The sequence below is a fragment of the Amycolatopsis sp. cg9 genome (assembly GCF_041346945.1).
GTDB lineage: Bacteria > Actinomycetota > Actinomycetes > Mycobacteriales > Pseudonocardiaceae > Amycolatopsis.
On the sequence record NZ_CP166850.1, the window covers coordinates 4,301,871 to 4,322,313 of the forward strand.

Consider the following 20,443-nt stretch of genomic DNA (forward strand, 5'->3'; position numbering starts at 1 on the left):
AGAAGGAGGTGTGCGTAGGGAACCCGCGCTGACCTATGAGGGCGCCTTGCAGATCCTGGGCCACCGCGACCGGCGGTGGCTCAAGCGGGTCGACCTGGTGCTCGGCGGCGTCATCCTGGGCGCCGGCTTGGCCTCGGTGATCAACCCGGTCGCTTCGGTGGCCGCGTTCGCCGCGGTGTGGGGCTGGGTCGACCAGAAGAACGAGGCCGTCAGGCTCGTGCAGGAGGCGTTGAACGGCCTTCCCGCCGCGCTGCGCGGCTCTGCCGGGTTCGAACGCCGCCGGTTGGTCCTCGCGGCGCATTCGACGCTGGTGGTCGCGGCGTACTTCGAAGCGCTGCGGGAGCACATCGGCGAGGACGAGTACGCACTCCTCGAGATCACCGAGACCGAGAAGGCCCGCTTGGCCGCGCCGGGAGCCGAGCACCTGTACCGGAGCGAGGTGCCGGCGCCGTCGGCGCGGGCCGGGTTCGACGAGACCGCGGAGCACGTCCGCACGTGGCTGGTACAGCTCGACGAGCGGGTTCACCGCTTCGTCCGCGGTCTCGCGGTGGACGACCCGTACAGCCGGGACGTCGACACCTCCGTCGTCGACAAGGCCGTCCGGCGGTACACCTCGCACTACCTGAAAACGGCGGCGACCGTTCCGGAGTTCCGGGTGTGGGCCGAGCTCGGTGAGCACGCCGCGACCAGGACCAAGGTCGAGGACCTCGGGGAAGACCTGCGCAGTGCGCTGCACGGGCACGGATCCGCCCTGGTCCGCCTGGAGAACCTCCTGACCCTCATGGCGCCCGGTGCCGAACCCGCCGACGACCTGCGCACCGCGGTGCGCAGCGTCAACCGGGCCTTGCTCGACGAAGCGATCATCCCGCTCACCGCCGCCCGGCAGTACGGGAGGGACATCGTCTTCCCGCCGGTCGGGCAGATCTTCGTCAATCCGCGTTACCGCTTCGAGGTGAGCGCGCCGGACGCCCGGCCGGGTGACGAGACGTGGTGGGAGCATCGCGAGATCCACGACGACCTGGACGTCCGGCTCGTCGCCCACCTGGCGTCCGCGGACGCGCCGCGCCGGCCGTTGCTCGTGCTGGGCCACCCCGGCGCCGGGAAGAGCCTGCTCACCAAGGTGATCGCGGCCCGGCTCCCGGCGACCTCGTACACGGTCGTCCGGGTGCCGCTGCGCCACGTGCGCGCGCACACGCCCATCCACGAACAGGTGCAGCAGGCGCTCGACCTCGTGACCCACCGGCGCGTGCCTTGGGCCGACCTGGTCGAGCAGAGCGTCGAGACGGTGCGCGTGGTCCTGCTCGACGGGCTTGACGAGCTCCTCCAGCAGCCGCACGCGCGCCTGTACGGCTACCTGCACGACGTCATGGAGTTCCAGCGCAACGAGGCGAACCAGGACCGGCCGGTGGTCGTCGTCGTCACGTCGCGGACGACGGTGACCGACCGCGTGGAGATCCCCGACGCCATCCCGATCGTCAAGCTGGAGGACTTCGACCACGACCAGATCGGTGCCTGGCTGACCGAGTGGAACGCGGTCAACGCGGCCGGCACCGCCGCCGGGAGGACCCGGGCGTTCCCGCTGGAGGCGGCCCTCCGCCAACGGGAACTGACCCGGCAGCCTCTTCTGCTGCTCATGATGGCGCTGTACGTCGCCGACCCGGACGCCCCGGACCTGGAAGAGCAGCTCTCGTCGGCGGAGCTGTACCGGCGGCTGCTCACGCACTTCGCCCAGCGGGAAGCGGGGAAGTCGTCCACGGCGTTGTCCCCGCACCAGATCGAGCAGCGGGTCGACGACCACCTGCGACGACTGTCGACGGCGGCGCTGGGCATGTTCAACCGCGGCCGCCAGTCCATCACGGCCGAAGAGCTGGGCGCCGATCTCGCCGTCCTGGAGAAGAAGACGACGGACACGACGCAGACGCTCGCCGACCTCGGCCAGCGGGTCATCGGCGAGTTCTTCTTCGTGCACACGGCTCAAGCCCGTCTTCTCGCGGCGGCGCCACCTCAGCACCAGTACGAGTTCCTGCACGCGACGTTCGGCGAGTACCTGGTGGCAAGCCGCGTCACGGAGGAGCTGGCCGAGGTGGCCCACGCCGCCTTCAGCGCCCGGCGCGGGATCCGGGAGCCGGACGACGACCTGCTCTTCGCGCTGCTCGCCCACGAAGTGCTGGCTGTGCGCCAACCCACGCTGACGTTCGTCGCCGAGCTGGCGGCCGACCTCGACGGTACCGAGCGTGCGCAGATGCTCGAGGTGCTCGACATCCTGATCGCCCAGCACCGGAGCCGGACCGGTTCCACGCGCTACCTCGACTACCGGCCGAGACCCGTGGACCACGTGCGCGAGCTCGCCGGGTATTCGGCGAACCTCGTGTTGTTGCGGGTGGCACTCGGCGAAGACGCCGGGCTACCACTGGAGGAGTTCCTGCACGGACCCGAGAATCCGCTGCCGGCCTGGCGATCGCTGCTGGCCTTCTGGCGCGCGGGTCTCGCCGACGAATCCTGGGAGGCGATCCTTTCCGCCTTGTCGTACCGCGACGGTGAGCTGTCGCTGCCGAAGGAGATATTCTTCACGGGTTCCGAACCGATCACCTACGCCAGGCTAGCCGGTGACCTGCACGCGGAGCGGGTAGCGCGATTCGGGGAAGCTTTCGTCGACCGGAACTTCTACGCCGACGCCGGCGACGCGATGGCGGACATCGTCGAACCCTGGCTCGCACTCGGGCTGTCGAACCAGTACCCGGGGCCGTTCACCTCGGTGTTCAACAAAGACGCGGTGAAGCCGCCGCAAGAGCACCTCGACTCGATCTTCGACCGAGTCGAAATGCTTCTCAAAATGAGTTCTCCGTTCGCGGACACCCGGCATGTGGCGTGGCTGGTGCGGTGGGTGATGGACCACCGCGCGGACGGGCGGCTCGATCCGTACGCGCTCACGGCCGCGGTGCTGGCCCACCCCGGCCTCCTGGACGAATTGCCGGAACTGATGGACCCCCGGCTCTACGACGCGCCCGGCGTGCCGTTGATGCTGGAGGCCGAAATCGCGGCCCGCGGCGAGTCCGAGCCGCCGAAACTGGCCGAGCTCCGATACGCGATCCAACGGCGTCAGCCCGGTGAGCTTTGGCTCAACGAACGACTTCTCGCGGCCCTGCACGAGCTGCTTGCCGCTCACCGATGGCCGGCACCCCTGCAGGAGCCCGACGATCGGAGCGACCGCGACCCCGGCTTCCCGTGACGAACCGTCAGGCCGGCACCGGTGCCGGCGCGTCGCCGATCCACCGCCGCACGGCCTCCGCGAGCCCGGTGTCGTCCGCGCCCCCGGTCACCCAAGTGACGTGCCCGTCCGGCCGCAGCAGCACCGCGCCGAGGTCCGATGTGGACGAAGCCGCCACCACCTCCACCGCCGACGACCAGGCACCGAACGCCCCGGCCAGGTCCACCAGCACCGGCCGCCCGTGGTGCAGCAGCTCCGCCAGCCGCGTCGGCCGGCCCGCGACCGTCACCGGAACGTCCGGTGCCAGCCGCCCCAGCCAAGGGTGCCCGCCCGGCTCGTAGCAAGCGTCCAGTCCGGTGATGATCTCGGCCAGCGCCCGGTTCCCGGCCGGGTGCGCGGCCACCCGCCGCAGCAGGTCCGCCCAGGGCTCCCCGGCCGCCTCTTCCACCGCGACCTGCGCCTGGGTGTTGGCCAGAATCCGTTCCCCCGCGGCATGTCGCTCGGCGTGGTAGGTGTCGAGGAGCCCCTCGGGAGCCGTCCCGCGCACCGTCGCCGCCAGCTTCCAGCCGAGGTTGAACGCGTCGTCCAGCGCCACGTTCACCCCGATCGCCCCGGCCGGCGGGTGGATGTGCGCCGCGTCGCCGGCCAGCAGGACGCGACCTGACCGGTAGCTCGACGCCAGGCGCGCCGCGTCGCCGAAGCGGCTCAGCCAGCGGGGTGCGCGCAGCGGAACGTGCCGTCCCAGCACCGCGTCCACCTGGGCCTGCAGCAGCTCCAGCGTGACCGGCGTGTCCTTGTCCGCGGGCGGCTCGTCTTCCCGGACGACGATCCGGACGTACCCGGGCCGCGGGATGACGAACACCGTCCGGCCGTCCGGACCGGCCGAAGGTCCGTACGGCAGCTCGCATTCGACGTCGCCGAGCAGCGCGAACCAGCGCGCGTCCACGCCGGGGAAGCCGATCCCGGCCTGCTTGCGGACCGTGCTGCGCCCGCCGTCGCAGCCCACGAGGTAGCGCGCGCGGCCGGAAAGTCCATTGTGGATCGACGCCGTCACCCCGGAATCGTCCTGGGTGAAGGAAAGCAGCTCGTGGCCGCGCAGGATTTCGGCGCCGAGCTCCAGCGCCCGCGCCTCCAGGACCTCCTCGACGCGGGTCTGCGGGATGCCCAGCGAGAACGGGTGGTCGGTCGCCGCACCGTCGAGCAGCAGCGGGCCGGGCAGGCCGGTGACCGGGGCGTGTGGCACCTGGTGCCCCTCGGCGACCAGTCCGGCGGCCAGCCCGCGCCGGGCGAGCAGGTCCAGCGAGCGCGAGTTCAGGTTGAAGCCGCGGCAGTACGGCGGGCGCTCCGGGTGGCGCTCGACGATCGTGGTGCGGACGCCCGCCAGCGCGAGTTCCGCGGCGAGCAGCAGGCCGGCCGGGCCGGCGCCGGCGATGAGGACATCGGTTTCGTGCACGGTTCTTCCCCTCAGGAGTGTTCGGGCCAGGGCAGCGAGCCGGCGCGGATTTCGGCGGCCGTGCGGCGGGCCCAGTCGAGCTCGGCCTGCCAGGCGTGCCGGACGAACTCGACCTCGATCATGAACAGCCGCGGCGCGCCCTTGCCGACCGTTTCGGCCAGCGCCGTGTCCGCGCCCTCGATGCGTTCGGCCAGGTGCCGCGCCCGTTCCTCGAGCGCGTCGGCGGCGCGGTCCGGGCCGAGTGCGCCGAGGTAGCTCACCGCCGCGACGAACTTCGGGTACTCCGCGACCGGTTCGCGGACCAGTTCGTCGAGCCACGCGACGAACTCCTGGCGGCCGAGTTCGGTGTGCGCGTAGACGGTCCGCTCCGGCCGGTTGCCCTCCCGGACCGTCTCGACCGGCTCGATCCAGCGGTGCTTCGCCAGCGACTCCACGGTGTCGTAGAGCGAACCGGGGTTGATCTTGAAACTCGTGTCCTTGTACCGCTCGCGCAGCGTGGACGCCATTTCGTACGGGTGCATCGGGCGTTCCAGCAGCAGGCCGAGCAGGGCCAGGGCGAGGGTGTTGCGGATCTTGCGCGCCACTAGTCGCTCCCTATCAGTCGGAACCGACTATATGCCTGCCGTCAAGCCCGGCTAGAAGCGCGTGTGCGCCAGCCAGTGCCGGAACAGCTCCGCGTCGCCGGACACGCCGATCCGCGGGTCGTCCGCGGCGAGGCGCCCGGTCAGCGCGAGGAGCAGGTCGGCGGCCCGGCCTTCGACCACGACGTCCGCCGCGGCGGGCTCGTGGCTCACCTCGACCGCCGACGGCGTCCGCCGGACCAGCCAGCCGAGGTCCGGCTCGGTCGCGTGGAACAGCAGCGTCTCGCCGGTGCCCCGCAGCGGCGTCCGGTCCAGCGCCGGGTGGTGCGGCCGCGAGAAGACGGCGACCAGGCCGAGGCCTTCGGCGATGCCGTCCGCGGCGAGCTCGGCGTCGACGTCGTACGGCGTGCCGGTGGCGAGGGCCGCGTCCGCGCGGTGGACGACCGTCTCGTGGGTCAGCCGCCGCGTCCAGAACCCGGCGCGGCGATCGGGCGTCCAAGTCGACGTCGGCGTCTCGGGGCCGACCTCGGCCACCGCGGCGACGAGCCGCCCGGCGCCGTCGCGGAGCCAGTCGCCGAGGCCGGCGAACGCGGGCGGCTCGCCGATCGTGACGGCCTCGAACGGCACGTACCCCGCCGGGCGGCTCGCGATGATCGCGGCGGACTTGTGGTAGGCCACCCCGACGTGCCAGGCCAGGTCGCGCAGTGTCCATTCAGGACACGTCGGGACGGGCGAATCCGGTGCGGCGCCCGCGATCGTCGCGCCGAACCGCTCCGCTTCGCCGACGAGTGCGACGGCCAGCCGGTCGTGGCTCAACGACTTCACCTGGTCACGGTAGCCCTCCGCGCGGCGGCCATGGGGTCATGATCCGCTGCCCCGAAGGGCAGCCCGGTCCGTAGGGTGGCGGGGTGACGGGTGACTTGAAACGCGCCCGCCTGGGGGTTTCGGTCGTGTTCGCGGTGTGCGGTGCCGCGTTCGCGACCTGGCTGGCCCGGGTGCCCGCGGTGCAGGAGCAGCTGGGGCTGAGCACGGGGTCGCTGGCGACCGGGCTCTTCGGCCTCGCCGCCGGATCGGTGCTGGCGCTGCTGGGCGCGGGCGCGCTGCTGACCCGGATCGGCAGCCGCGCGGCCGTCGTGCTCGGGGCGGTCGTGCTGTGCGCGGGGCTGCCGCTGGTCGCGTTCGCCTGGTCGGCGCCGGTGTTCGTGGCCGCGCTCGCCGTGCTCGGCGTCGGCAACAGCCTGCTCGACGTCGCGATGAACGCGCACGCCGCCCGCGTCGAGGAGGGCTACGGGCGCCCGATCTTCGCCGGCTTCCACGCGTTCTGGAACATCGGCGGCCTCGCCGGTTCGGGCGTCGACGCGCTGATGGAGGCCGCGCACGTCCCGGTGTCGGTGCACTTCCCGCTCGCCGGCGCGGTGCTGCTCGCGCTCGCGCTGTGGGCCGCCCGCACCCGCTTCCTGACCGGCGCCGACCGCGGCCAGGGCGACGCGGCGTTCGCGTGGCCGAGCCGGGCGCTGGTCCCGCTCGGCGTGATCGCGTTCTGCGGGTTCGTCGCCGAAGGCGCGGTGAACAGCTGGAGCGCGGTGTACCTCGCCGACGTCACCGGCGCGACGCCCGCGTTGGCCTCCCTGGGCTACTTCGCATTCTCGGCGACGATGATCGCGGTCCGCCTGGTCGCCGACCGCGTCGTGGCGCGGACGGGGCCGGTCGCGTTCGTCCGCGTGGCGGCCGCGGTCGCGGTGCTCGGGTTCGCCGTGGTCCTCGCCGTGCCGTGGCCGGTCGCGGGCGTGCTCGGCTTCGCGGTGGTGGGGCTGGGCGTGGCCGGGATCGTGCCGATCGCGTGGAGCGCGGCGGGCCGGAAGCAGGCGGACGCGCCGGGCCGGGCGGTCGCCGCGGTCGCGGCGTGCGGCTACCTGGGCTTCCTGGTGGAGCCGGTGCTGGTGGGCGTGCTGGCCACCCGCGTCGGCCTGCACTGGGCGCTGTCGTCGGCGGTCGTGGTCACGTTCGCGATCGTCTTCCTCGCCCCGTCACTGCGGGTCCGGTCACCCCAGCCGCTCGCGCAGTAGCCGCCTGACGGCTTTCCGGTCGCCGCTCGCTTCCACGCGGCCGCCCGCGATCGCGGCGTCGAGGTCCGACGGCTTCTCGAGCAGCGCGTTCAGCGTCGGCGGGTCGGTGCGGATCGTGGCGTCCGGCGACTCGGGCGCACCGGGCTCGACCGTCAGGCGGCCCGGCTCGGTGCGGACCGTCCACACGCGAGTGTCGAGCTCGACGCGGTAGCAGGCGGTGCCGCGGGGCTGCGCGGCACCGCGGAGGAACAGCAGCACGGACGTCGTGCCGAGGTGCGCGTCCGGTGGTCGCGGAATGCCGCCACCCCAAGCCCCGAGCGCGAGCACGACGGGTTCCAGCTCACGACCCCAGCCGGTCAGTTCGTAGACGGTGGACCCGGCCGGCGGCGGCAGTTTCCGCCGCGCGACGACGCCGTGGCCTTCGAGTTCCCGCAGCCGGTCGGTGACGAGGTTCGAACTCGCGCCCGGCAGCGCGCGCCGGACGTCGGAGAACCGCTGCGGTCCGAGAAGCAGCTCGCGCACGACGAGCAGGGCCCACCGTTCCCCGACGACGTCCAGCGCGCGGGCGATCGTGCAGGCGTCCCCGTAGCTGCGGCTCGTCGACATGCTTTCAAAATACAACTTGGTGGTTGTTTTTAACAACTAGCCGGGCGTACGGTGCCGGTATGAGCCGACCTGTCGTGCACTTCGAGATCATCGGAACCGACCCGGCGAGCCTGCGCGGGTACTACGGCGAGCTGTTCGGCTGGGAATTCGACACCTCGGCGCCGGTATCGGCCCAGGTGTCGGAACCCGGCTACGGCTTCGTCGAATCCGGAACCATCCCCGGCGGCGTCGGCGGCGGCGCGGGCCACGAGAGCCACGTGCTGTTCTACGTCGGCGTCCCGGACGTCGCGGCCGCGCTGGCGGAGGCCGAGCGCCTCGGCGGCACCCGCCGGATGGGCCCGGACCGCGCCCCCGGGCGCGACCTGGTGGTCGCCCAGTTCACCGACCCGCAGGGCAACCTGGTGGGCCTGGCGGGCCCGGCCGACGTTCAGCGAGCTCCCTGAACGTCGGCGCGGCACGCCTCCAGGAACCGGTCACCGGCGTCGCTGATCCCCGACAGCACCCGATCGAGGCTTTCCCGCGGCACGGCCGACGCTCCGGCGTCCAGCTCGGCGAAGACGTCGTTGACGCCGTTGCGGGCCGCCTTCCACAGCTCCTTGCCGCGCCGCCGCGGGTCTTCGGTGCCCAGCAACGCCACCTGGTTGTGCGCCTTGCGCAGCTCGGAGCGCCGCTCGCGCCACCGGGTCTCGATCTCGGCCCGGTTCTCGGGCAGCTTGGGGAATTCCGACCTGACGAGCTGGAAAGCTTCTTCGCTCGCCGTCGACAGGTTCGCGTAGGCCTTCACGCGCTCGTCGCGCAGCCAGTCGGCGTGGTCCGCCGCACGCTTGCGCTCTTCGGCGCGCTGGGCCGCCTTCAGCTTGCGGCCTTCGACGAACGTGGTGGTCAGCATGGTGAGCAGGACCCCGCCCAGCGTGGCCCCCACGGTGATCAGCTGCGTGGTCGTCCCCGATTCCATGCCGGGATCATCCCAGCGCGGGACTGTCGTGGTAACCAGGTGGGTAGCAGCTCGGGGAGGGGTGCGATGGGCGACGAGTCCCGGAACGACGACGGCCGGCACGCCGGCTCGCACAACGAGGCGGCCGGCGGACGCAACAACAACTACGTGCAAGCCGGGAGCATCACGGGGGACGTCCACCTCCACCAGGCTCGCGGTGACGAACGCGGCGACATCGAAGATCCGATCATCGCCACCGTGGACCTGAAGCCGGGATCCACCCACGCCGTTCTCGTCGTGGACGACGAGCCACCCGGGGTCGTGACACCCAGCGGCACACTCCACGTCGTTACCTTGGAAGCCCGGACCTCGCGCGCGGTGGTCCTGCACTCGGCGCGGCTCGTGGTGGTGTCCCGGCGGTTCCCGCGGCCGGCGTGCCTCACCGCACGCATCGGAGGAATTCTGGAACCCCGCCGTTTCACGGCCGATTTCGACGCCGATCCGCCGGAGTTGCGGGCGGCCGGACCCGACTTCCCGTTCACGATCAGCGCCACCGACGTCGAGCAGTTCCGGTTCGAACCCGTCGTGCACGCCGAGGAGGTCCGCTGGCGCCTCGAGTTCGATTGGACCTGCGCCGGCCATCGCGGCAGCACCGTGGTCGACGACAACGGACAGCCCTTCGAGGTCTATCCGATCGCCGCGCTCTTCAGTGACGACGGCGGTCCTTCGGTCCTGCACTCGGGCTGCGGCTCGTACCGGCACGAGCCCGGCTGCCCGGTGGTCCGGCTCGAATCGCTGTCACCCGGAGCCACCCGGCGGGTGTACGGACCGGTGGTGCCGCGATGACCGGCGGCGACCCGACGCGGGTGCACCGAGACGTATGGAGCCTGCTGCGCGGGGAAACGGCCGACCCCGAGCACGTCGGCCGCACCGCCCGCGACCTGCTCGGCACCGCCGTGCTCCCCGACCCCGGCGGTCCCGGCTCGTGGCCGGTGTACCGCCTGCTCACCACGGACGTGCGGATGCTGCTGGCCGTGCTGGACCGGACCACCGTCGAGAGCCACGAACCCGAAGCGTTCCGCACGTTCTTGCTGCGTGTTCTCCGCTATCTCTTCGCGTCGGGGCAGCACCAGGTCGGTGTGACGGTGGGCCGGACCGTCCACCGGGGCTGGACAGCGGCACTCGGCGCGAACCACCCGGACACCCTCGCGGCGGCCGATCGCCTCGGCGCGAGCTTGTCCGGGCTGGGGAAGTTCGAGGGCGCGCGAGAACTGCTCGAGGACGCTCTGGCGCGGAGCCGGCAGGTGCTGGGCCCGGGTCACCCCCTGAGCGTGGCGCTGGCCGGCACCCTCTCCGGCAGCCTGATCGAGCTCGCCGAGCACGACCTGGCACGTGCCCTGGACGAAGACACGTTGCGTGTCAGCCGGCAGGTGCTGGGAGCGGACCACCCGGACACCCTGGCGTTCGCGGCTCGTCTCGCCAGTCACGAGGAGCTGATCCGGCGAGGTGCCGGCACCACGCCCGGCGCGATCGCGCGGTTCCGGCAGCTCAGGAAGGATCTCGACGCGATGGTGGCCGCGGCGGAGAACAGCGCCGTGGTTCGTGTCGCGGACGAACGAGCTTCGGACCTCGCCGGCCGCGCGAAGGACCACACCCAGCCGGATGACCTCCGCATGCCCGCCGCTCGGGAGCTGGCCGAGCTGACCGGGCACGAAGCGGAGGGCGCCCGGTTGCTCATCGGCTTCGCCCTGAACCGCGCTTTCGTCGCCCACCAGCGGCTGGACGCTGCCGCCGCCTTGGCCGAGCTGGACGGATTTCGAGCGGGCGGCGCCGGGTTGCTCATCCACCTCGCCGACGACACGTCGTTCGAGGAGGTCTACCGCGTGTACGCCGCAGCCGCTCTGGCCGGGGTGGACGGCTACACGGACGTGGGTGCCGAGTTGCTCACCCGCCTCGCCACCGACCGCACCGTGGACGAGGTCACCCGTGAGTACGCCGCCAGTGACCTGGCGAAGGTGAAGGGGTACGAAGCCGAAGGAACCACGTTGCTCATCAGCTTCGCCACCGACACGGCGCTCGAGTCCACGACACGCCTGTACGCCGCGGGGTCGGTGGCCCGGGTGGACGGCTACGCGGACGTGGGTGCCGAGCTGCTCACCCGCCTCGCCACCGACACCACCTTCGGCAGGCGGGTGGGCGCCGCCGCAAAGCTCCGTGTGGTCGGGTTTCGTGAAGAGAGCGCACGTCTGCTCTTGCAGCTCGCCACGGACACGACCTTCGGTGCTCGTGCTCGCGTCGACGCCGCCGGTTTCCTTTGCCTCTGCGACGAAACCGAGCGGCGGAACGAAGGCGAAGGTGTCAGGATTCTCCAGGACTTCTCCCGTGACCCCGCCTTTCCCGAACGCTCCTACGCCACCCGTGAGCTGACATACGTACTCACCCGGCGCGCTCGGACGGGCTAGGTGTGCACCTCGTCGAGCGGATGCCGCGGAACTCCCGGAGATCGTCAGGCTGTCGGGCGGCCCGCTCCCGCGTAGTCGTCGCCGTCCTTGCGGTACGAGTGGACCTGGACCGCCTGACCCGTCTGCGGCGCGTCGATCATCTGCTGGTTGCCGATGTACAGCCCGACGTGGTGGATCTTCGTCGCCGGCTCGCCGTAGAAGATCAGGTCGCCCAGCTGCGGGTCGGTTACGTGCTGGACGCTCCGGAACTGCGTGTCGGCCGTGCGCATCAGCTTGACCCCGGCACTCGCGTACGCCGCCGTCGTCAGGCCCGAGCAGTCGAAGCCCGGGTCGTTGCCGCCGGTGCCGTTGCCGCCCCAGATGTAGGGGAGGCCGATCTTGTCGATGGCGAAGTTCACCGCGCTCAGCACCGCGGCGTTCGGCGCCGCCGCGCCCTGGCCGACCGTGCCGTAGACGTTGACCGTGGCCAGCGTCCGGTGCAGGAACAGCGGCGCCGCCTGCAGCGTGCTGACCGAGTCCCACCACACCTGGCCCTGGGACAGGTCGTGGCCGTCGGCGCAGAGCGCGCGGCCGGTGGTCAGCGCGGCGTCGTCGATGTTCTGGACATCGGGCTTCCCGCCCGCGTAGCTCGCCTGGTACTTGCCCCAGATCGCCGGGGACAGCTGCAGCGGCCCGGCGGCGTTCGCCGTCGAGACGACCTTGTTGTAGAAGTCGCGCACCTCGATGGTGCCGAGGGCCTTGTCCAGCACGCCGGTGGTGCCGAACTGCCCGCCCTGCGCCCGCCCGTGGTCCGTGGTCACTTTTCCGACCGCGGCCAGCGTCACCCAGGAAAGGTGGCACCCGGGGACGTCCTTGCCGAGCTTCGTCGTCGCCTTCGCGTAGCCGACCATCGCGCGCAGCGGGATGTCGAGCCACTGGCTGGTCTTGGACGCCCAGGCGTCGAACTCGCTCGCCTCCGGCACCTTCGGCGGCGTGGACGTCTGCGGCGACGTGGTCGTTTTCGCGACAGGCGGCGTCGACGACGGCGTGACCGTCGCGGCCGCGTTCGCCGGCTCCTGCTGCTTCGGCGCGAACTGCACGCCGACCACCAGCGCGGCGGCGACCACGACCACGGCGGCCACCACGACGGCGGCCTTGCGGCGGCGGGGCTCGGGCGTCTCTTCGGGGACGATCTCGGGCTCTTCGCTCACCGCGCGGCCCCGGTCAGCCGGTCCAGCACGAAGCCGCGCAGGCCGTCGAGGTCGGTGTCCACCGCGACCTCGATCGGGCGGCCGGGGGAGAACTGCGGATCGTCTTCGCCGAGCCGCCGCCGGTCGACCAGGGTCTGCCCGCGCGCCGGCCCGAGCCCGCAGTCGACGTCGACGCGGTAGGTCTCGGTCCGCAGGATGCCCGGCGAGATCGCCTCGGCGACCGCGACGGCGTCGTGCATGACCATCCGGTCCTCGCCGAACACGCGCGTGTAGTGCTGCCGGTAGGTCGAGGTGAGGCCTTCGAGGGTGGCGCCGACCGGGCCCGACGCCGCGAGCTTCGCCAGCCAGTCGCCGTCGACGGCGCAGCGGTGGGTCAGGTCGAGCGGGACGAGCACCACCGGGACGTCCTCTTCGACGAGCACCCGCCGCGCCGATTCGGGGTCGCTCCAGATGTTGAACTCGGCGGCGGTCGTGCTGTTGCCGAACGTCACCCCGCCGCCCATGATCACCAGCCGCGCGATCTTCGCCGCCGCGCCCGGGTGGGCCGCGAGCAGCGCCGCGATGTTCGTCAGCGGGCCGATCGGGGCGATGGTCACCGGCTCGTCCGACGCGTCCAGCAGGTCCAGCATGAGCCGGACGGCGTCGCGTTCGTCGAGGGGCCGGCTCGCCTCGGGCAGCGTGTAGGAGTGGCCCGACAGGCCGTCGCCGCCGTGGACCTCCTTCGCGTCGCGCGGCTTGGAGTACACCAGCGGCCGCGCCGACCCGGCGGCGACGGGCACGTCGGCGCGGCCGAACAGCTCCAGCAGCCGCCGCGCGTTCGATGTCGTGCGGTCCAGGGGGACGTTGCCGAAGACCGCCGTCACGCCCAGCAGGTCGACGTCCGGTGACAGCGCCGCCAGCGCGATCGCCAGCGCGTCGTCGACGCCCGGGTCGGTGTCGATGATCAGCTTCGTGCCCATCCACGCTCCCCTTTTGTGAACCCGTCCCGTACACAGGTTACGGTCACGGGCATGACGTCGATGTGGGGTGCACCCGCGCTGTCGCGGGTGCGGGCCTGGCGCCGCGCCCGGCAGGACCCGCGGCAGGCGAAGTTCCTGACCGCCGACTCGCTGCGCTGGGTGCTGCGCAATCGCGCGTACACGCCCTGGTACCTCGTCCGGTACTACCGGCTGCTCAAGTTCCGGCTCGCCAACCCGCACATCATCCTGCGCGGCATGCTCTTCCTCGGGAAGAACGTCGAGATCCACTGCCGCCCCGGCTACGGGCGCCTGGAGATCGGCCGCTGGGTCCACATCGGCGACGGCAACGCCATCCGCTGCCACGAGGGTTCCCTGCGGATCGGCGACAAGTCCGTGTTCGGCCGCCAGAACGTCATCAACTGCTACCTCGACATCGAGCTCGGCGCGGCCACCCTGGTCGCCGACTGGGTGTACATCTGTGACTTCGACCACGTCATCGCGGACATCCACATCCCGATCAAGGACCAGGGCATCGTGAAGTCGCCGGTGCGCATCGGCCCGGACACGTGGCTCGGCACCAAGGTCAGCGTCCTGAAGGGCACCCGCATCGGCCGCGGCTCGGTGCTGGGCGCGCACGCGGTCGTCCGCGGCGACATCCCGGACTACTCGATCGCGGTCGGTGCCCCGGCCCGCGTCGTGCGCAACCGCGAAGAGGACTACGCGGCCGACGCGGCTCGGCGGGAGGCCGTCGCCGACATGGCGCGGAAGGCGAACAAGGCGCTGCAGAAGACCCTCGAGCAGTAGATCTACTCAGGTCCTTCGTCGCTTTCCCGGACATACTGATCCGGTGGGGGAGATCCGGACCGCGTGGGCCTCGGTCGTGCTGGCGTTGTGCGTCGTGGGCCTGCTGCTCGTCGTCCCGTTCCTGGTCCTGCTGGGCTTCTTGGCGAGCATCCCGGTGTTCGGCGAGACGAGCGGCGCGGCCGGCGGCTACCTGACCTGGGCGGCGGTGCTCGGCGCCGGACTGCCGTTGGTGGGCGTGGTCGTTTCGGCGACAACGCGGCGTCGCGGCTGGACCTGGTTCTTCGGCATCTGCCTGACGCCGGCGGCGGCGGTCGCGGCTTTCGCGTGGGCCGACCACGTCCGGCACGCGCCACCGCCACCGCCGGGCCCCCGCCACTGCGTCGAGCGCAGCGGCGGCACCACCGACTGCCCGGGCGGCTGACGGTGTGGCGCGATTTCGGCGACGTGGCCGCGGCCGTCCTGCTCGCGGTGGGCGCGGTGGTGTGGCTGATCGTCGTCCCGCTGATGTTCTTGCTGGGCGCGTTGACGGCGTACGGCATCGGGCTCGGTCCCGGCAACCCCGCGGCGGCGAGCGCGACCTTCACCTGGGCGTCCTGGCTCGGGGCGGGCATCCCCGTCCTGGGCGTGGTCGTTTCGGCGACCACCCGGCGGCGGGGCTGGACCTGGTTCTACGGAGTCTGCCTCGCGGTGGTCGCCGTGGTGGCGCCGGTGCGGTGGGCTCAGACCCACCACGCGCCGCCACCGCCGCCGGAGCCCACCCACTGCGTCGAGCGCAGCGGTGGCGAGAGTGACTGTCCCTGAGTCACTCCTCGAACGTCATCTCCGGCGGCGGACGCCGGAAGCCGCGGGTGATCGCGGCCAGCACGACGATGCCGATCGCCAGCCAGACCAGGCCGAACACCAGCGCGATGCCGTCGAGGTTGACCAGTAGCCACAAATCGACCACGGCGCCGACCACCGGGAAGACCACCCAGGTCAGCACGCGTTTCCCGGCGCGATCCCGCAGCCACGTCGCGAGCACGCTGACGTTGACGAACGTGAACGCGGTGAACGCGCCGAAGTTGATGAACGACGTCGACGTGCTGACGTCCAGCGACAGCGCGACCAGCCCGACGAGCCCGGTGAGGACGATCCCGAACACCGGCGTCGCGAACCGCGGCTGCAGCTTCCCGAAGACCCGCGGCAGCACGCCGTCCCGGCCCATGGCGAACATCAGCCGCGACGCGCTCGCCTGCGCGGCGATCCCCGACGCGAACTGGGCCACGACGAGCCCGGCGAGGAAGAACGACGCGAAGAGGTTCCCGCCGATCGTCGTCGCGATTTCGAACGCGGCGGACGACTCGTCGTCGAACGCGCTCCCCGGGTGCGCGAGCTGGGTGAAGTAGGCCAGCACGATGAAGATGCCCCCGCCGATCAGCGCGGTCAGCAGGATGGCCCGGGGAATCGTCCTGCGCGGCTCGGTCGTCTCCTCGGTCAGCGTCGTCACGGCGTCGAACCCGAGGAACGAGTAGGTCGCGAGCGCGGCGCCGCCGGAGATCGTGCCCAGCGTGCTGCCGGGGTGGAAGAACGGCTGCGTGCTCGCGAGCGAGCCGCCGACGTGCAACACCTGCTTGATCGACAGAACGACGAAGAAGCCGATCACCAGCAGCTGGAACGCCATCAGGACGAAGTTGGCCTTCTCGGCGATCTTGATGCCCAGGACGTTCAGGACCGTGGTCAGCACGATGAAAGTGATCAACCAGAGCCAATTGGGCACGGCGGGGAATTCGGCGGCGAGGTAGGCGCCGCCGATCAGCCAGATCACCATCGGCAGGAAGAAGTAGTCGAGCAGCACCGCCCACCCGACGAGGAAGCCGGCGCGCGCGTCGACCGATTTCCGGACATAGGTGTAGGCGGAGCCGGCGACCGGGTGCGTGGCGGCCATCTTCCCGTAGCTCACGGCCGTGAACAGCATGGCGACCAGCGCCAGCAGGTACGCGGAGGGGACGGTGCCCTCGGTCGTCGTGGCGACGATCCCGAAGGTGCCGAGCACGATCAGCGGCGCCATGTAGGCGAGCCCGAACAGGACGACGCCGGGCAGCCCGAGCCGGCGCTGCAGCGCGGCCGGGGCCGCGGCCGTGGTGGTCATCGGTCGTCTCCTCCTCGTGGGCGCCAGCGGTCCGGCTCGATCCGGCCCTGGTAGAGCGGCAGGTTCAGGGGCGCGTCGTCCGGGGTGAACTGCGCCCACATCCGGTTGGTGCCCGCGGTGCCGTCGCGGCGCACGCGAGCCACCTCGTCGAGGTCGATCGTGTGGGCGAGGACGCCGTGGTCGTTTCCCGGCAACGCGCCGAGGACGTCCCCTTCGGGCCCGACGAGCAGGCTGTCGCCCATCCCGACCGGCCCGGCCGTGTTCACGCTGGCGACGAAGACCTGGTTGACGATGGCGTTCGCCCGGGCCAGCACGAGTTCCTGGGCGCGGTCCGGGGTCGTCGTCTGCACGGGGTTGAGCACGAGCTCGGCGCCCAGCCAGGCGAGGTGCCGGGTCACTTCGGGGAACCAGGCGTCGTAGCAGATGGAGAACCCGACGCGCCCGGCATCGCCCAGATCGGCGACGACGAACCGGTCCCCGGGGTCGTACGGCTCGTGCGGCCGCCACGGGAAGACCTTGCGGTACCAGCCGGCGAGCTCGCCCTGCGGGGAGAAGACCAGCGCGGTGTTGAAGAGCTCGCCGTGGTCACCTTTTTCGCAAACGGTACCGGGCGCGAGCCAGATCCCCAGGTCACCGGCCAGTTCGCCGAGCTCCCGCGTTCGTTGCCCGTGCAGTGGCTCGGCGGCGTCCCGCAGCTGGGCGGTCCGTTCGTCGCCCTCGCCGTCGACGCCGCAGAGGTGCAGCTCGGGGAAGGCGGCCAGGCGCGTGTCCGGAAAACGGCGAAGGACGTCCTCGACCTCCCCGGCGAACCCCGCGTCCCCGGCCGGCCGGGGCGGCGCTTGCACCAGGGCGATCGGGAGTGGTCGCGACATGGACGAAAAATAGTCCATCTTGAACAGTTAAACAAGAGTGCTCAAGATGAGCAGTTTGTGCGGTACGGTCGTTTCATGGCGACGGCAGACCTGAGCGCCCCCGCGCTGACCGGAATCCGGCGGCTGTCGGCGCTCGACACCGTCCGCGCCCGGATCGCCCTCGCGGTGGAGCTCGGCTTGTTGAAGCCGGGGGAGCGGTTGCCGCCGAACGGCGAAATCGCGCGAGCCCTCGGCGTCGCGGAGATCACCGTCCGCAGGGCCCTGGAGTCCCTGGCCGAGGACGGCCTGATCGAACGCCGCCGCGGCCGCGCGGGCGGCACCCTGGTCGCCGAGCACCCCCCGGCATCCCGGGTCAGCGAGGTCGGCGCCTACCGCGAGTCGGCCGGCGAGGTCCGCGAGCTGATCGACCACCGCCTGGTGCTGGAGTCGGGCCTGGTCCAATTCGTGGCAAAACGGCCCCCGGACCTGGTGCGCCTGCGCGCGTTGGTCGCCCGGATGGACACGGTGCCGGACTGGGCGGAGTTCCACGAGCTAGACGCGGAGTTCCACCGCACGGTGGCCGCCCCCGCCCCACCGGCGGCGGTCGCCCAGTACGAGACGGTGCTGGCGGAGCTGTACCGGTTTTACCTGCCGTACCCGATGGAGAAGCTGCGCGAGTCGAACCGCGAGCACGCAAGCCTGGTGAAAGCCCTGGCGGCCGGCGACCCGAACGCGGCGGCCCGAGTGACGAGAAAGCACGTCGGCGGCCTCCACCGCACGATGTTCGTCGGCCTCGGCTGACCTGATCGGACGGGCGGTCGTGGCTCACGCACGGCCTGGCCGATTTCCGACCACGAGTCGGCCACGCACCCGCCTTGGCCGGAATCGCCCCGGCCGCGCACCAGCCCTGGCCGGAAATTGCCCACGGCTCGGCCGCGCATCAGCCGTGGTCGGAAGTCGCCCACGGCTCGGCCGCGCATCAGCCGTGGTCGGAAATCGCCCAGGGCCCGGCCCGCCGAACCCCGGTCGAATCCGGCCGCGCCTGGCCCGCCCGGGCCCTGGTCGAAACCTGACCACACCCGGCCCGCCCGGGCCCTGGTCGAAATCCGACCACCGCTCCCATCCCGGCCGTTCGGCGGCGAGCATCGGCTGATCGGCCGATCTCCCCACCACCCGGCGCCCGGCAGCCTGAGCCCCATGTCGATCACCCGGTTCGCCGTCCCGCTGCTCGCCGCCGCGGCGCTGCTGCCCGTTGCCCCCTCGATCGCCGCCGCCGACGGGGTCTCGTGGCAGCTCTGTGCCACCGTCGCCAAGGGCTGGGATCCCGGTGACCGCCGGACCGAATGCGCGCTCGTGCCGGTTCCGCTCGACTACGCCGACCCCGGTGGTCCGAAAATCGACATCGCCGTCAGCCGGATCCGGGCGAGCGGGGCGCGGGCCGGAGCTGTGCTGCTGAATCCCGGCGGTCCCGGGCAGTCCGGGCTCGACATGCCGCGCAGCATCGCCGACAGCCACGCCGGGGGCATCGGCGTCCACCACGATCTCATCGGGTTCGATCCCCGCGGGGTCGGCTACAGCGCCGACGTGCCGTGTTCCGCCGACGTCCAGGAGCCGGACCCGGGCCTCCCCGACAAGGAGAAAGCCCGCGAAGCCGCGGAGCGGGCGGCCCAGGCCAATTGGCGTTGCGTCGCCGCGCACCCGGATTTCGTCCGAAATCTGACCACGCCCACCATCGCCCGCGATCTCGACCGCATCCGCCTCGCGCTGGGCGAAGACAAGATCGGCTACTACGGCGTCTCGTGGGGCACCGCGCTCGGCGCGCAGTACCGGGCGCTCTTCGACGCCCACGTCGACAAGATGCTGCTCGACTCCGTCATGCCGCCCGACCTGAACGTCACCGCGATGGACGACGGCCAGGCGACCGCGGGCGAGAACACTTTCCACGACTTCGCCTCGTGGATCGCCAGGTACGACGCCGTCTACCACTTCGGGACCACCGAGCCGGCGGTCGCGAAAGCCCTGCTCGACCTCCGGGCCGAACTCACCGCTCACCCGCGGGGCGAGCTGAACGGCGCGACCGTCAACGGCATGCTCGCCAACCCGCGCCGCGAATGGGCGGGCCTGGCCCGGCAGCTCGCCCAGGTCCGCGACGGCGGCACGACTTCACCCGAAAGTGCGAAACAACCCGGGAAGCTCGGCTGGGACGGCGAACCGCACGCCTTCAACCACTTCCAGCAGACGGCGCTCCTCTGCAACGAGTCGCCGAGCCCGCGTGACTTCGAGACCGTCTGGCGGCACCGGCTCGAGCGGATGAAGCGGCTGCCGGTCGCGGGTGGCTACGGCCTCTACGAACAGCTCTGCGTCGGCTGGCCCCTGCCCGCGCGGCCGTGGGCGCTCACCGCCGGCAAGAGCCCGCTGCAGCTCGTCGGCCACGCCTACGAACCGGTCACGCCGATCGGCTGGGCGCTGGCGATGCGGCAGCGGGCCGGCGGTTCGCTCATGACCGTCGAGGACGACGTACACGGCTCCCTCAGCTCGCTGACCTGCGCGAACGCCGTTGTCACTTTTTTCGACACGGGCAAGACGACGTCGGAATCCTGCCCGGGGGCGCCCATCCCGGCGCCCTGATTCAGATGCGGGCGCGCAGCTGCTCGCGGACCTCCATCAGCGCGAAGCCGAGCAGGTTCAGCCCGCGCCAGTAGTCCGGCTTGGTCGCGTTCTTCTCCTCGCGAGCCAGCCCCGAACCCCACACGAGGTCCTTCTTCGACGCCTCGACGATGACCGCGTCCCCGGTGCCGAGCAGGAATCGCCGCAGGTCGCGGTGCTGCCGGAACTTGGCCAGGTTGCCGTCGACGGCGATGTCGAACCGGTGGCGCTCCCAGACCGCGGCGTCGAAGCCGGCGACCTCGCGGCCGAGCACCTTCGCCGTCTTCGGGTCGGGCGCCGAGCGGATCAGGGCCGCCTTCTCGTGGTCGCCGAACAGCTCGGCCTTGCCGGCCATCATGTAGTGCTCGGCGGTCGGGTAGACGACGCCGTCGTCCTCGAACGGGTCGAGCCACCACTGGCTCAGGCAGCTCGCGGTCACCCGCCCGGACGTCGAGGGCGCGTGCCCGTAGAACAGCAGGTATTCGGGCTCCGCACCCTCGTGGATCTTTTCGCGCAACGCCTCGACACTGCGGATCCCGTCGACCTTCACCATCC

The 20,443-nt window shown here is 71.7% G+C and carries 21 protein-coding genes; 11 read left to right on the plus strand and 10 right to left on the minus strand.

Annotated elements, in window-relative coordinates; translation table 11 throughout:
• The first annotated feature begins 10 nt into the window (after positions 1-10).
• Positions 11-3,229: an NACHT domain-containing NTPase gene (locus AB5J73_RS20670; RefSeq protein ID WP_370971331.1), complete on the plus strand. Its 3,219-nt coding sequence runs from the start codon at positions 11-13 to the stop codon at positions 3,227-3,229.
• Positions 3,230-3,236: 7 nt separating this feature from the next.
• On the opposite strand, the gene AB5J73_RS20675 is transcribed toward AB5J73_RS20670, so the two are convergent.
• Genes AB5J73_RS20675 through AB5J73_RS20685 form a run of 3 tightly spaced genes read right to left on the minus strand, consistent with a single transcriptional unit; the run spans position 3,237 to position 6,067 of the window.
• Positions 3,237-4,661 carry an FAD-dependent monooxygenase gene (locus tag AB5J73_RS20675; protein ID WP_370971332.1) on the minus strand — a complete coding sequence of 475 codons (1,425 nt, stop codon included), beginning with the start codon at positions 4,659-4,661 and terminating at the stop codon, positions 3,237-3,239.
• 11 nt (positions 4,662-4,672) lie between these two features.
• Complete coding sequence (locus tag AB5J73_RS20680) at positions 4,673-5,245, minus strand: PadR family transcriptional regulator (RefSeq protein WP_370971333.1); 573 nt, start codon at positions 5,243-5,245, stop codon at positions 4,673-4,675.
• 51 nt (positions 5,246-5,296) lie between these two features.
• A complete protein-coding gene (locus tag AB5J73_RS20685; protein WP_370971335.1) occupies positions 5,297-6,067 on the minus strand; it encodes a maleylpyruvate isomerase family mycothiol-dependent enzyme in 771 nt (256 codons plus the stop codon).
• A gap of 83 nt (positions 6,068-6,150) precedes the next feature.
• On the opposite strand from AB5J73_RS20685, the gene AB5J73_RS20690 reads away from it, so the two are divergent.
• Positions 6,151-7,308 carry an MFS transporter gene (locus AB5J73_RS20690; protein WP_370971337.1) on the plus strand — a complete coding sequence of 386 codons (1,158 nt, stop codon included), beginning with the start codon at positions 6,151-6,153 and terminating at the stop codon, positions 7,306-7,308.
• Here the strand turns inward: AB5J73_RS20690 and AB5J73_RS20695 are convergent.
• A complete protein-coding gene (locus tag AB5J73_RS20695) occupies positions 7,285-7,914 on the minus strand; it encodes a winged helix-turn-helix transcriptional regulator (RefSeq protein ID WP_370971338.1) in 630 nt (209 codons plus the stop codon). The genes AB5J73_RS20690 and AB5J73_RS20695 overlap by 24 nt on opposite strands.
• Positions 7,915-7,973: 59 nt before the next feature.
• On the opposite strand from AB5J73_RS20695, the gene AB5J73_RS20700 reads away from it, so the two are divergent.
• The gene (locus AB5J73_RS20700) at positions 7,974-8,357 is read left to right on the plus strand and encodes a VOC family protein (protein WP_370971340.1); all 384 of its coding nucleotides are present in this window, start codon (positions 7,974-7,976) and stop codon (positions 8,355-8,357) included.
• Here AB5J73_RS20700 and AB5J73_RS20705 read toward each other — a convergent pair.
• Complete coding sequence (locus AB5J73_RS20705; RefSeq protein WP_370971341.1) at positions 8,342-8,869, minus strand: hypothetical protein; 528 nt, start codon at positions 8,867-8,869, stop codon at positions 8,342-8,344. The genes AB5J73_RS20700 and AB5J73_RS20705 overlap by 16 nt on opposite strands.
• A 66-nt stretch (positions 8,870-8,935) precedes the next feature.
• Here AB5J73_RS20705 and AB5J73_RS20710 point away from each other — a divergent pair, with 66 nt between their 5' ends.
• Positions 8,936-9,694: a hypothetical protein gene (locus AB5J73_RS20710; protein ID WP_370971343.1), complete on the plus strand. Its 759-nt coding sequence runs from the start codon at positions 8,936-8,938 to the stop codon at positions 9,692-9,694.
• A gap of 176 nt (positions 9,695-9,870) precedes the next feature.
• Positions 9,871-11,310, plus strand: a complete 1,440-nt coding sequence (locus tag AB5J73_RS20715; protein ID WP_370971344.1) for a tetratricopeptide repeat protein — start codon at positions 9,871-9,873, stop codon at positions 11,308-11,310.
• 44 nt (positions 11,311-11,354) lie between these two features.
• Here AB5J73_RS20715 and AB5J73_RS20720 read toward each other — a convergent pair whose 3' ends face one another.
• Together AB5J73_RS20720 and AB5J73_RS20725 are read right to left on the minus strand one after the other, a co-directional pair.
• Positions 11,355-12,482 (minus strand): NlpC/P60 family protein, encoded by a 1,128-nt coding sequence (locus AB5J73_RS20720; RefSeq protein ID WP_370973255.1) that lies wholly within the window; start codon positions 12,480-12,482, stop codon positions 11,355-11,357.
• Between the two features lie 14 nt (positions 12,483-12,496).
• Entirely contained in the window at positions 12,497-13,459 is a 963-nt protein-coding gene (locus AB5J73_RS20725) for a nucleoside hydrolase (RefSeq protein ID WP_370971346.1), read from the minus strand.
• Positions 13,460-13,510: 51 nt separating this feature from the next.
• On the opposite strand from AB5J73_RS20725, the gene AB5J73_RS20730 reads away from it, so the two are divergent.
• Genes AB5J73_RS20730 through AB5J73_RS20740 form a run of 3 tightly spaced genes read left to right on the plus strand, consistent with a single transcriptional unit; the run spans position 13,511 to position 15,064 of the window.
• On the plus strand, positions 13,511-14,263 hold the full coding sequence (locus AB5J73_RS20730) for an acyltransferase (RefSeq protein WP_370971347.1): 753 nt from the start codon (positions 13,511-13,513) through the stop codon (positions 14,261-14,263).
• Positions 14,264-14,306: 43 nt separating this feature from the next.
• Positions 14,307-14,684: a hypothetical protein gene (locus tag AB5J73_RS20735; RefSeq protein WP_370971348.1), complete on the plus strand. Its 378-nt coding sequence runs from the start codon at positions 14,307-14,309 to the stop codon at positions 14,682-14,684.
• A 2-nt stretch (positions 14,685-14,686) separates the two neighbouring features.
• Positions 14,687-15,064 (plus strand): hypothetical protein, encoded by a 378-nt coding sequence (locus tag AB5J73_RS20740; protein ID WP_370971350.1) that lies wholly within the window; start codon positions 14,687-14,689, stop codon positions 15,062-15,064.
• Between the two features lies 1 nt (position 15,065).
• Here AB5J73_RS20740 and AB5J73_RS20745 read toward each other — a convergent pair whose 3' ends face one another.
• Together AB5J73_RS20745 and AB5J73_RS20750 are read right to left on the minus strand one after the other, a co-directional pair.
• Positions 15,066-16,391 (minus strand): APC family permease, encoded by a 1,326-nt coding sequence (locus tag AB5J73_RS20745; protein ID WP_370971352.1) that lies wholly within the window; start codon positions 16,389-16,391, stop codon positions 15,066-15,068.
• Positions 16,388-17,263, minus strand: a complete 876-nt coding sequence (locus AB5J73_RS20750; protein WP_370971354.1) for a carbon-nitrogen hydrolase family protein — start codon at positions 17,261-17,263, stop codon at positions 16,388-16,390. Before AB5J73_RS20750 ends, AB5J73_RS20745 begins: the two co-directional genes overlap by 4 nt.
• A gap of 75 nt (positions 17,264-17,338) precedes the next feature.
• Between AB5J73_RS20750 and AB5J73_RS20755 the strand changes: the two genes are divergently transcribed.
• From AB5J73_RS20755 to AB5J73_RS20765, 3 genes are all read left to right on the plus strand, one after another.
• On the plus strand, positions 17,339-18,043 hold the full coding sequence (locus tag AB5J73_RS20755; RefSeq protein WP_370971357.1) for a FadR/GntR family transcriptional regulator: 705 nt from the start codon (positions 17,339-17,341) through the stop codon (positions 18,041-18,043).
• A 74-nt stretch (positions 18,044-18,117) separates the two neighbouring features.
• Positions 18,118-18,315, plus strand: a complete 198-nt coding sequence (locus AB5J73_RS20760; RefSeq protein WP_370971359.1) for a hypothetical protein — start codon at positions 18,118-18,120, stop codon at positions 18,313-18,315.
• A gap of 124 nt (positions 18,316-18,439) precedes the next feature.
• Positions 18,440-19,870 (plus strand): alpha/beta fold hydrolase, encoded by a 1,431-nt coding sequence (locus AB5J73_RS20765; protein WP_370971361.1) that lies wholly within the window; start codon positions 18,440-18,442, stop codon positions 19,868-19,870.
• Between the two features lies 1 nt (position 19,871).
• Here AB5J73_RS20765 and AB5J73_RS20770 read toward each other — a convergent pair whose 3' ends face one another.
• Positions 19,872-20,441 carry an NADAR family protein gene (locus tag AB5J73_RS20770; protein ID WP_370971363.1) on the minus strand — a complete coding sequence of 190 codons (570 nt, stop codon included), beginning with the start codon at positions 20,439-20,441 and terminating at the stop codon, positions 19,872-19,874.
• Between the last annotated feature and the right edge of the window lie 2 nt (positions 20,442-20,443).